Source organism: Microvirga mediterraneensis, from assembly GCF_013520865.1.
In the GTDB taxonomy this organism is placed as follows: domain Bacteria; phylum Pseudomonadota; class Alphaproteobacteria; order Rhizobiales; family Beijerinckiaceae; genus Microvirga; species Microvirga mediterraneensis.
The window spans coordinates 245541-256001 of sequence record NZ_JACDXJ010000003.1; the positions used below are offsets into that span (position 1 = coordinate 245541).

Here is a 10461-nt window from a genome sequence, read left to right on the forward strand (position 1 = left end):
TCCATCTCTGAAAGGAGGATACGAGAATGGCCCGCAATCCCCTCACACCCTCCCGCACCGGGTTTGGCTTGCTGGGCGGGAACGATCCCTTCCTGTCGCTTCACCGCGAAATGAACCGCCTGTTCGACGACGTGCTGCGCGGTACGGGGTTGCCTGCCGCCGGAGGGCAAAGCCAAGGCGGTGTCGGCAACTTCGTCAACGCCAGCATGAATGTGTCGGAAACCGAGAACGAGATCCGCATCACCGCGGAACTGCCCGGCGTCACCGAACAGGACATCGATGTGAGCCTCGACGACGACGTGCTCACCATCCGGGGCGAGAAGAAGTTCGAGCAGAAGAACGAAAAGGAGAACTTCCATTTCGTCGAGCGCTCCTACGGCACCTTCCAACGCTCCGTGCGCCTGCCCTTCCCGATCAACCCGGAACAGGTGCAGGCGCACTTCGAGAACGGGGTGCTCACCGTGACCCTGCCGAAGACGGCCCAGCAGGAGCGCTCCCGCCGCATTCAGGTTCAGGCCCGCGGGGCCGGAGGCCAGAGCGCCCAAGGTGGGCATGGCCCCACAGAAGGCGGGAGCGGTCAGGGTGGACAGGGTGGCGGAACGCCGGACAACACCCCGGGCGGCGCCAGCACCTGAGCAGACGGACCGCGCATTATGCAACCATCTGAAGAGGGGGATCACCCCAGCACCAACGGGACCGATCCCCGCTCGCCGATGGGCACCGGCCGGGCCGCCGCGGCCGTGGACCACGCCCTGCGCGAAACCCGTGAGGCGTGGCCGGGCCTGAGCACCTACGAGCGCTTCGAGCAGGTCGTCTCGCTCGTCCTGACCGGCCTGATCAGCCTTGTGATCGCGGCGGCGCTCGTGAACCTGACGTTCCGCATCCTCATGTTGGTGCTGTTCGGGCTGCTCGACCCGGCCGAGACCGGCGTGTTCCAGGCGATCTTCGGCATGATCTTCACCGTGCTGATCGCCCTGGAGTTCAACCACTCGATCATCGGCGTCCTGCACCGCAAGGAAAGCATCGTGCAGGTGCGCACGGTGGTGCTGATCGCCTTGTTGGCGCTCGTGCGCAAGTTCATCATCCTGGACGCGACCAAGACCGAGCCGCTCACCATCATCGGCTTGGCCGCGGCCATCCTGGCGCTGGGCTCAGTGCACTGGCTTGTGCGCGACCAGGACCGGAAGGACGCCGCGGTTAGGGAGCATGAAGGCACAGCGGCAGAATAAGTCACCTCCGTTGGCTTCGGGTCTGGTCACCAACCGAGATACTCCGACAGCCCTGCTCCCGGTGCAAGGAGAGCGAACGCCCAGATGAGGGCCGAGGCGACGTTCACTGCCATGAACAGCGGCAACTGCATGCCGAAAACGCCCGCGACCAGGGGAACCACAGCCCGCGCCGGACCGAAGAAGCGGCCGATGAACACGCCCCAAATGCCGTGTCGGCAGAAAAAGCGCTCACCCTTGCCAACAAGCTGCGGGTGGGTTGAGAGCGGCCAGATCCTGTAGATGGACGTCTTGAAGCGCCGGCCGAGCGTATAGGACACCACGTCGCCGGTGGCTGCCCCAATGGCCGCGCCGAGCCAGAGCGGCCAGAACTCCAGGTCGGCCACCCCAATGAAGGCGCTGATCGCAATCAGGATTACAGTGGCGGGCACAAACAGCGACAGGAAGGCGACCGACTCGCCGAACGCCAGCGCAGCGACGATGAAAGGCGCCCAGGACTGGTTCTGCCGCACGAACTCGACAATGCTGGTCTGGATCGTTTCAATGTCCATGGGTAGCCTGCACTTTCCGCCTGAACACGTCCTTGATGGCCTCGGGCTGCATTGCCCAATCCGGTGCGACGGGCCGCCCCTCCCAGTCCAACAGCCGATGCAGCATCGCGTCGAACAGAGCTTTGGCCGCCGCGTCGCGCCTGGCCTGCCGCCGGATGCGCGCACCCACCCGGTTATCGATCGGCCGCACGATCTCCATTGGATCCCCGTGAACCGGTGCCGCCACGACGTGATCAGCGACGAGCTTCAGCTGCTGATACCAGTCAAGCAAGTTGAGCCGGGCATGCTGGTCCACGACGTGTCCTGCAATGGTGGTCTTGCCGGTCAGCCGGAACTTATTGCGCGACGATCTGGATCAGAGGAACTTCCAGCCTGATCGCCGCGCGCCAGGAACTGGCGCGCCAGCCGTTCGGCTGTCTCGAACAGGTGGTCATGGCCTTTCCTAGTGCCAAAGATCGCAGCCACCTCGTTGGAGAACTGGTGCCTTCGACGGGACCGTTCGTCGAGTGTCAGAGGCCACTCATCGTAGTAGCCATCGTTGATCCGACGCCGAACCTCCGAATAGAGATCAAGCTTCGGCTCTGTCCTGACGAGGCCATGGACATTGTAGGGATTGGCCTCGATCACCTTGGTGCCGGACGGGAACTCATACTGGATGGCGGCCACATACTCGGCCTCTTCGCGCGTGTCGGCATCGACGATCACCGACAAGGTGCGGCAGCTGCCGGGTGGCCTGTAATGAACACGGAATTCCAAACCGGCCTCCCGGAGCACCACGAATAAACACCGAGACGGGCTTCGTGTGCCCTCGCCCTCGCGGCTTCGGTTACGCTACCTCTAAGCCTTGGCGGGTCCGATGTTGTCGGCCATCTGGGCTCCGCGGGTGCCCAGCGGCTGGGGCGGACCCTCCGTCGTGTCCTGCGCCGTCTGGTGCTCCATCTCGGCGTTGATCTCGGCGCCCAGCAGCACGATGACGCTCGACAGCCAGATCCAGGTCATGAAGCCGATGGCGGCGCCGAGCGAGCCGTAGGTCTCGTTGTAGCTGCCGAAGTTCGAGACATACCACGAGAACAGCATCGAGCCGGCAAGCCATAGCACCGCCGCCACGATGCCGCCGGGCGTCACCCATTTCCACTCGGCCTTGTCGCGGCTTGGCCCATAGCGGTAGAGCACCGCCAATCCCGCAACCACCACGGCCAGGAGGATTGGCCAGCGGGCCAGGGAGAGAAGCCACTCAACGGCCGCGCCCAAGCCGACGAAGTCGAGCACGACCGGCAGCACGACAATGCCGGCCAGTGCGACAAGCACGAACGCGATGGCGGCGAGCGTGAACGTGAGGGACTGGGCATTCAACCACAGGAAGCTGCGTTTCTCCTCCTCGTCGTAGACGATGTTGAGGGCGTCGAAGACCGCCTTCATGCCGGCATTGGCACTCCAGAGTGAGATTACGAGGCCGATGATGAAGCTGAGCCCCAGCTTGCCTCCGCCCGCCGAGGCGATGCGCTTCACCTGCTCGCCGATGATCTCCATGGCGCCGCCCGGCAGCACGCCCGAGAGGGCATTGAGATGGTCCTGGATGGTCACTGGGTCAGCAAACAGGCCGTAGATCGACACCAGCGCGGCAATGGCGGGGAAAATGGCCAGCAGGGCGTAGTAGGTCACGCCAGCAGCGACCGACATGATCCTGTCTTGGCTGAACTCCTCGTAGGTCCGCCACAGGATGTCCTTCCAGCCGAGGCTCGGGATCTGGGTCGGGGTGTTGGCCTCGCGACCGCGCCCCTTCTCGTCCGCAGCCTCCCTAGGAGCATGGGCCTTGCCCCCGAACCCGGCTGCCTGTCCTTCGGACGTGCGCTCAGCCTGCCGCGCTAGGGGCTTGGCTGTCGCTCGGTTTCCGGGCGATCCGCCGATGACAAGCCTGATCAGCGCCCAGCCCAGAACGGCGGCTCCGACCGTCGACAACATGGATGGGCCTTGTCCATTCGGGCGCCCCTGGGGTGGTGGAGTGATGGCGGTCATGGCAAGCGAAATCCTTGAGTCGAAAAGCCGCTCGCGAAGAGCTTGGCAGGCGATCCAACCACGGACGGCGGCCGACGGTTCCAGGCGGCATTACCCTTGGGCGACGCCAGTTCTTAGGCCAAGGATCACAGGGTTGGCTCCTAAGGGGCGGCTACAATGGGACCTGCTTTTGGTAAGGTTCAGGTTGGCACCATGTTGCCAGCTCGAAGCGGAGGAAAAGGATGGACGCGCTCGTCTTCGTGAGCCGGGGCACCATTGGACGATGGGACATCTACGCCCGCGATCCGAAGGACCTGCTCCTCGGCACGATTGAACAGGAGGACAACCAGCTGCTCTACATCGATGCGGCGACTGATCCGCTGACCGGGGTCAACGAGGGCCCGTATCCCGATCTCGACGCCGCCATGAGGGCTGTGGCCGACCGGATCCAGGGGACATGCGTGAAATGGGTCCCCTGATCGGCCGCCCTTGCCCTGACGGTTGGGGACGCCGGCGCCTTATAGCAGGGCCTCGACTGGGATTAGGTCCAAACCCGAACCGGGCCCGGGCACGTTGTGAAACCGTCAAAACAGGCCGTTGCGGCGCTTCTTGTGGCGCTCCTCGATCAGGGGACGGCATGTCTGCTCGATGGCCTTCACGGCCGAGTCGAGCCGTTTCTTGAGCGGATCCCCCTCCCCTTCGCCCCAGCCGATGGCTGCTTCCCATCGGCCGCGTTCTGCCTCTTCCGAGCCCGTCGGATCCTCGCCGTAGGTGCGGATCAGATTGTGGGCCGAGTCGATGACCTCGGTGTGGATGGCCCTGATCTCCTCGAAGGGCCGTGCGGCCTCCTCCCCGAAATAGGCCATGAAACGGTAGCGGCTGGCCTGAAGCTCGGAGAACACTTGGCTCTCCTTCGTCAGCCGGTCGACGGGGGTGAAGATCTCGCTCCGTTCAAGCTCGTCGTCATCGGCTCCCGAGCCGGCGCGAACCTCATCCCGCCCCTCATCCTCATCGTCCTCGGATGCGGGAAAGCGCGCCCATGTCAGGACGTCCCTGGCGCGATAGAACTGCGCCAGCACCTCCTCGGCAAGCTCGGTCTTGCGTCGACCGACCGTTTCCGCGCGCCAGGCATTAAGCCCCCGGATGCCAGCCCAACCCGCCACGACGGCCGACAGGCCCATCATAAGATTTGCCCAGGCGGAGACCCATTCAGGTGTCACGATCCATCTCTCCTGCGCACCGGTTATGTCACTCACCCAAGCGTGTCCCAGCCCCTCCGCCTAGACTCAAGCTCACACGGGCGCCGGTCGCCGAATGGGACGTGAACCGCGGGGACGGCGTTTGGAGGGCTGCCCGGACCATCACCCTCCGGCCCAAGGCCCCTTGATCGCTTGGGCATCGGACGGGAAAGGCCGTGGCGCATGCTGGACGGTGATCCAATGATCCGTGGTGAACGCCTCAACAGCCCACCTCCCGTTGAAGCGGCCGATGCCGGAGTTCTTCTCGCCGCCGAACGGGTTGAACGGCAAATCGTTCACGGGCTGATCGTTGACGTGGGCCATGCCCGTCTGCATCCGCTGGGCGAAACGCACCCCGCGCTCGACATCCCGCGTGAAGACGCAGCTTGACAACCCGTAGTCCGTATCGTTTGCGATCAGGAGGGCATCCCTCTCCCCTTGCGCCTGAATGACTGGCGCGATGGGCCCGAACAGTTCCTCCTGGGCGACCGGCATCTCGCTCGCGACATCGGCAAAGACATGCGGCGGCATGAGAAGCCCGTCGGGCTTGCCTCCCATCACCTGGCGGACACCTGACGCCCGTGCTTCTACGATGCGATCCTGCAGGCCTTCGAGCTGGCGCTGGTTGATGATTGGTCCGATCATCGTGTCCGGCTGGTCCGGATCGCCGACGCGAAGCCCCTTCACCCGCTCCACGAAGCGGTCCAGAAACTCCTCATAGACAAGCTCGTCCACGATGAAGCGGTTGGCGATCATGCAGATCTGGCCCTGATGCAGGAACTTGCCGAACACCGCCGCCTCGACGGCTTGGTCGAGATCGGCATCGTCCAGCACGACGAAGGGGCTGTTGCCGCCCAACTCGAGATCAAGCCGCTTGAGGATCGGGGCTTCGGCCGCGAGGCGCATGATGCTCCGGCCCACGGGCGTGGAGCCCGTGAACGAGATGACGCGCGGCACAGAGTGTTGGACGAAGGCATCTCCGATCTCACTCCCGGCGCCCACGACCACACTGAGCACCCCTTCAGGAAGACCGGCCTCCTCAAAGATCCTGGCCAGAAGCAGACCGCCTGTCACCGGCGTGTCGCTCGCCGGCTTGACCACGACGGCATTACCGACCGCCAGGGCGGGCGCGAGAGAACGGTTCGTCAGCTGCATCGGCCAGTTCCACGGGCTGATCACGGCTACGACGCCAACCGGCTTGCGGTAGACCCGGCTCTCCTTGCCAGGCACGTCGGCGGGAAGGATCCGGCCCTCGACGAGGTAGGGTACCGAGGCGGCCTCGAGCATGCCGGCATGCACCGCCTCCCATTCGAGGGTGGCCTTGATCCGGGTGCTGCCCGACTCCCGGATGAGCCAGGAGACGATCTCCTCTCGGCGGGCCTCCATCCCCCGGGCGGCCCGCCGCATCACCTCGGCCCGTTCGGCCGGCAGGCGGGCGGCCCAGTCGACCTGCGCCTTGGCGGCCCCGAAATAAGCGATGTCGAGATCGTCCGGGCTGGCCTGTGGGATCTCCGCCAGCACGCCGCCTGTATAGGGGTTCAGGTCCCGGTTGACCGTTTCGGATCGGCCCTTGCGCCACATGCCGCCGAGAGGGAGCGTTTCGAAGTCCGTGTAGGGGTTCGGATGCGCACGCTGCTGCTGGACATCCATTGCCACCGTCTCCCCTCTCGGTCAAACAGATCAAGCCAGGTCGCCAATCAGGCTGCGGAAGGCCACAACTGAAGTGCGCGGAGGGCACCCCCCCAGGATCCTTACGGTTCAGTCAGGGAAGAGCGCAGCGGGTCCTCTCGTAACCATGACAACCAAACTTGGACGTTGGCTGCGGGTTCCCAGCTCAACCTCACCCTAGAAGCTCCTCGGACGCGACGTAACCGTCTGGGCTGCACCTGGCATCTTGGCGGCGGGTTGTACGGCAACTGGTGCGGCCCTGCGGGAATGCGGAGAGCCCCTGGCAAAAATGAGGAACTCCACACCTGACGCGCCGCTTTTCATTATCGTCTGGCGTCAGGTTTCATCAGGACGGGCTCGGGGCCATCGTGCATCTGTTCCAGAAGGGAAACATGGCTGTGCAGACAAGTTGCGATGGACATCGCGCTGACGCAACGACGACAGCCAGACAACTCTGAAGATGGACGCCATGAACTTGGACAGGCTCTATCTCGCCAACCGCAACGCCTATCTAACGGCGGTAAATGGGGAGAGTCCGCGAGGCAAAGTATTCTTCGCTGCTAACATCCTTCACGACCAGCTCGCCACCTGCCTGAAGGCCTTTCTCATCGAAGATGCGGTCGCAAACGGGCTCACTGATGATCCAAGGGGGCCGCTCGCAACATTCTCGGCCAGAGCGAGCCTGGCCTATGCTCTGGGCCTGATTTCAAAAGAAGAATATGAAGACTGTGACACCATCGGCAGAATTAGAGACGAGTTTTCTAAAAGTCTGAAAGCTGATTTCGAGACAGAGGAGATACGCGATCTATGTCAAGACTTGAGGTGCGGGCTTGAGGCTACGGGAGGCATCACGCCACTAGCCGCTCCCCATGGAATGAACAAGTTTGTCACAACCGCTGTTTCGCTCATCTCGAGGTTCTCCGTTCGTCACCACTACATCTCCCGAAAACGAGCAACGTACTCAGGCCAGCCGTATTAGAGACCTGCCCGCAGCATACCCCCGCAAACAAGCTTCGTTCCCGCGGCAGGATGTGCGTTACCTATCGGTTGCAGGGACTGTCAGACCTCCGCGGGTGCAGAAGGCGAGCATCCGTCGCGGCACGTCTCATTTGAGAGCCGGGTTACGGAGCCGCTCGGCGCGATTCATGCGTGACCGAAGCTTCACATTCGAGTACCACGACAAGTGACGCTGCCGCTCCACAGGGCTTCTTTCAGATGCCCTGGTGAAGCCGGAGCGCCAGGCCGCGAAGGCGAGCGCGCCGGCTGCCGCGCCGACCAGAACCCCCAGCAGCAGGCCGGATGAGGCGGCACTCCCCTGGCGATGGTGCCTGCGCAAATGCTCGATCTTCTCCTCGGCGAACTCATGCCGGAGTTCCCAAACCTGCTCCTCACTCAGGATCTCGCGCGCGTCGGGCAGGAGTTCGTCCTCCTCCCGTCGGAAATGCTCCTCGAGCAAGGTCGCCAAGCTGCGGAAATCAAGGGTCCAGTTCTGGGAGCCCTTGTCCGGCACGCGGACAAGCTCGGCGAGCCGGCGCTCGATCTCCTCGTGCTCGTCTTCCAGCTCATCGATCAGGCGGCGGGTTCTGTCATGGTCTTCGAGGGCGTCGAACAGGCTTTCCTCCTCAGCCTCGAAGTGCCGCCGGAGTTCGCTGTCGAGCTCGTCGACTAGCCTGTCGCGGCTTCTGACGCTGCCGTTCGGCAGGGCACGGAGGATAGCGCTGCACAGGTCGGCAACGTTGGCGTGGTCGTTGGTGATCAACTGCCAGAGGTCCATCACACGGCTCCACGGAGGGTGGGCAGTAAACCAACTCCTGAGGTGCCGGGTTCCGCGCCTTCTGAAACGCTAACCTAGAAGCCGGGAGCCGAGAAGCTGAACAGGTTCAGCTTCGCAACCGAGGCCACCCAGCACCGTTGGCCATCGGTCGGTATCGCCTTCGTCTAGGCGAATTCGTCAGAGGCAGGGAGCAAAAGCTGCCAGAGGCAAGCTTGGGTGAGAAGCGTCCTGAACCAGTCCGGATCAATGCTCCTGACTGCTTGCGTCGGAAAAAAGCCACCACAGGCGCTGCAAGGCGCGAAACGGCAAGAGTTCGCTGGTCCGCCGAGACGTCGATAGGTGGGGAGCTCCGACCAGAGAGACAGGCTAGACGTCACGAACGCGCCGACGGGAGCTCGCTGCGTCTGGCTCAGGGGACGGGCCTGACAATAGCGGGGCCTCGACCCAGACATGCACGCCTTCCGGAGCGTAGTCTATCTTAACGTGACCATTGAGCTGACGTCCAAGCACCCGCTCCAGTAGCAAGGTCCCAAAGCCTTTGCGCGCGGGCTCGTGCACGGGAGGTCCGCCGCTTTCAATCCACTCCAGGACCAAGCAATGATCGTGCCCCTCCTTAAGGGACCATCTGACCTTCACCCTGCCGTAGGGCGTTGACAACGCACCGTACTTCACCGCATTGGTCGTCAGCTCGTGGGCCGCCATACCCAGAGCAAGCGCAACTTCTGCGGACAGCTTGACCCGCGGCCCCTCCAGCTGGACCCTCCCTTTGGGAGCCTCATCGTAGGCCGCCAGCTCCGCGCGGAACAGGTCTTCGACTGTCGCTCCACCCCACTCGTTGTTCACGAGCATGGTATGCGTTCGGGCCAAGGAAACGATACGGTCGGTCACGCGGTGGTAGAACTCCTCAATGCTGGTCGCCTGCCTGGCGGTCGAGCCAATGATGGCCTGCACCGTGGCGAGGGTGTTCTTCACCCGATGGTGAAGCTCCCGCGTCATCAGATGTTGACGTTCTTCTGCGGCTTTCAGGTCTGAGATGTTGGTACTTGTCCCAAAGATGCGGACAATCTCGCCCTCTTCGTTCCGTTGGGCCGACGCACGCGCCTGGAACCACTGGTAATCACCATCTTTGCTCCGAAGCCGGTACTCGATGTCATAGGGCGCAGACCCTTGGACGAACAAAGCCCAGGCTTTAGACGTCGGATCCCGGTCAGCAGGGTGGACCACGTCGAGCCATCCTGTCCCATAATGACGCTCTACGGGCACTCCGGTGTATTCAGCCCATTTGGCGTTGAGGTAATCGCAATAACCATCGGGTCGCGTGGACCAGACCAACTGCGGGATCACCTCAGCCAAAGCACGAAAGCGAGCTTCGGATTCAGCGAGAGCTTCCTCGGCCGCTTTCCGCGCGGAGATATCCTGGATCGTCAGAACGCTTCCGGTAACGACTCCATTCCGCACGATAGGTGCGTTGGAGCAGGAGACATCGATCGGGGAGCCATCCTTGCGGAAGAACACGTCTTCATGCCCTGTGAGGGGTTCCCCGGCTCTATAGCTTTGGGCTACCGGGCACTCTTCCTTGGGGTAAGGCCGTCCGTCAGGGTAGTGATGGTGAAGTGCATCATGAAGATTTCGCTCAAGGAGCTCGCTTTGCGTCCAGCCAAACATCCGTTCGGCAGCGGGGTTCGCGAACGTGATCCTTCCGGCGGCATCCATGAGGAAGATAGCATCTGCCGCATGTTTGGCCACTACGGCAGCGATTTCTGCGGATTGATCCCGTTCAGTCGCTGCCGAGAGCAAGCTTTCATCATTCACGAAATGAACCTTGGACTATCGTTAAGCTTTTTCAACTCTTCAAATAACATCGTGTTCCGGCTTGGAAAGGTGATCTTCCCGCGATTGAGTGGACACCGGGTTAGCTCGCTTTTCTCTCAGCTTCTTCGGGTGTGAGATACCCGAGGGCCGAGTGAATGCGCTGCCGATTGTAGTAGCCCTCAATGTAGCCGAAAAGA

General features: G+C 62.8%; 12 protein-coding genes and 1 pseudogene. 4 read left to right on the forward strand and 9 right to left on the reverse strand.

The window, feature by feature from the left end:
• Nucleotides 1-26 precede the first annotated feature (26 nt).
• Together H0S73_RS24925 and H0S73_RS24930 are read left to right on the forward strand one after the other, a co-directional pair.
• Nucleotides 27-635 (forward strand): Hsp20/alpha crystallin family protein, encoded by a 609-nt coding sequence (locus tag H0S73_RS24925; protein WP_181054893.1) that lies wholly within the window; start codon nt 27-29, stop codon nt 633-635.
• Nucleotides 636-713: 78 nt separating this feature from the next.
• The gene (locus H0S73_RS24930; RefSeq protein ID WP_246389498.1) at nt 714-1229 is read left to right on the forward strand and encodes a phosphate-starvation-inducible PsiE family protein; all 516 of its coding nucleotides are present in this window, start codon (nt 714-716) and stop codon (nt 1227-1229) included.
• Between the two features lie 26 nt (nt 1230-1255).
• On the opposite strand, the gene H0S73_RS24935 is transcribed toward H0S73_RS24930, so the two are convergent.
• From H0S73_RS24935 to H0S73_RS24950, 4 genes are all read right to left on the reverse strand, one after another.
• A complete protein-coding gene (locus tag H0S73_RS24935) occupies nt 1256-1777 on the reverse strand; it encodes a DedA family protein (protein WP_091136475.1) in 522 nt (173 codons plus the stop codon).
• A complete protein-coding gene (locus H0S73_RS24940; protein WP_181054895.1) occupies nt 1767-2072 on the reverse strand; it encodes a hypothetical protein in 306 nt (101 codons plus the stop codon). The genes H0S73_RS24935 and H0S73_RS24940 overlap by 11 nt, the downstream gene beginning before the upstream one ends.
• A 29-nt stretch (nt 2073-2101) precedes the next feature.
• Nucleotides 2102-2533, reverse strand: a complete 432-nt coding sequence (locus H0S73_RS24945; protein WP_181054896.1) for a hypothetical protein — start codon at nt 2531-2533, stop codon at nt 2102-2104.
• A gap of 81 nt (nt 2534-2614) precedes the next feature.
• Entirely contained in the window at nt 2615-3784 is a 1170-nt protein-coding gene (locus tag H0S73_RS24950; protein WP_425488250.1) for a YihY/virulence factor BrkB family protein, read from the reverse strand.
• A gap of 230 nt (nt 3785-4014) precedes the next feature.
• Here H0S73_RS24950 and H0S73_RS24955 point away from each other — a divergent pair, with 230 nt between their 5' ends.
• The gene (locus tag H0S73_RS24955; protein ID WP_181054898.1) at nt 4015-4251 is read left to right on the forward strand and encodes a hypothetical protein; all 237 of its coding nucleotides are present in this window, start codon (nt 4015-4017) and stop codon (nt 4249-4251) included.
• Nucleotides 4252-4356: 105 nt separating this feature from the next.
• Here the strand turns inward: H0S73_RS24955 and H0S73_RS24960 are convergent, their stop codons facing one another.
• A complete protein-coding gene (locus H0S73_RS24960) occupies nt 4357-4992 on the reverse strand; it encodes a hypothetical protein (protein ID WP_181054899.1) in 636 nt (211 codons plus the stop codon).
• A 141-nt stretch (nt 4993-5133) separates the two neighbouring features.
• Entirely contained in the window at nt 5134-6660 is a 1527-nt protein-coding gene (locus tag H0S73_RS24965) for an aldehyde dehydrogenase family protein (RefSeq protein WP_181054900.1), read from the reverse strand.
• A gap of 487 nt (nt 6661-7147) precedes the next feature.
• Between H0S73_RS24965 and H0S73_RS24970 the strand changes: the two genes are divergently transcribed.
• Nucleotides 7148-7657 (forward strand): MltR family transcriptional regulator, encoded by a 510-nt coding sequence (locus tag H0S73_RS24970; protein WP_181054901.1) that lies wholly within the window; start codon nt 7148-7150, stop codon nt 7655-7657.
• 126 nt (nt 7658-7783) lie between these two features.
• Here H0S73_RS24970 and H0S73_RS24975 read toward each other — a convergent pair whose 3' ends face one another.
• The 3 genes and pseudogenes from H0S73_RS24975 to H0S73_RS26305 all read right to left on the reverse strand — a co-directional run.
• Nucleotides 7784-8452, reverse strand: a complete 669-nt coding sequence (locus H0S73_RS24975) for a hemerythrin domain-containing protein (RefSeq protein WP_181054902.1) — start codon at nt 8450-8452, stop codon at nt 7784-7786.
• A gap of 366 nt (nt 8453-8818) precedes the next feature.
• Nucleotides 8819-10264, reverse strand: a complete 1446-nt coding sequence (locus H0S73_RS24980; RefSeq protein WP_181054903.1) for a PAS domain S-box protein — start codon at nt 10262-10264, stop codon at nt 8819-8821.
• Nucleotides 10265-10364: 100 nt separating this feature from the next.
• Nucleotides 10365-10461, reverse strand: a pseudogene (locus H0S73_RS26305) (IS3 family transposase); the annotation flags it as partial.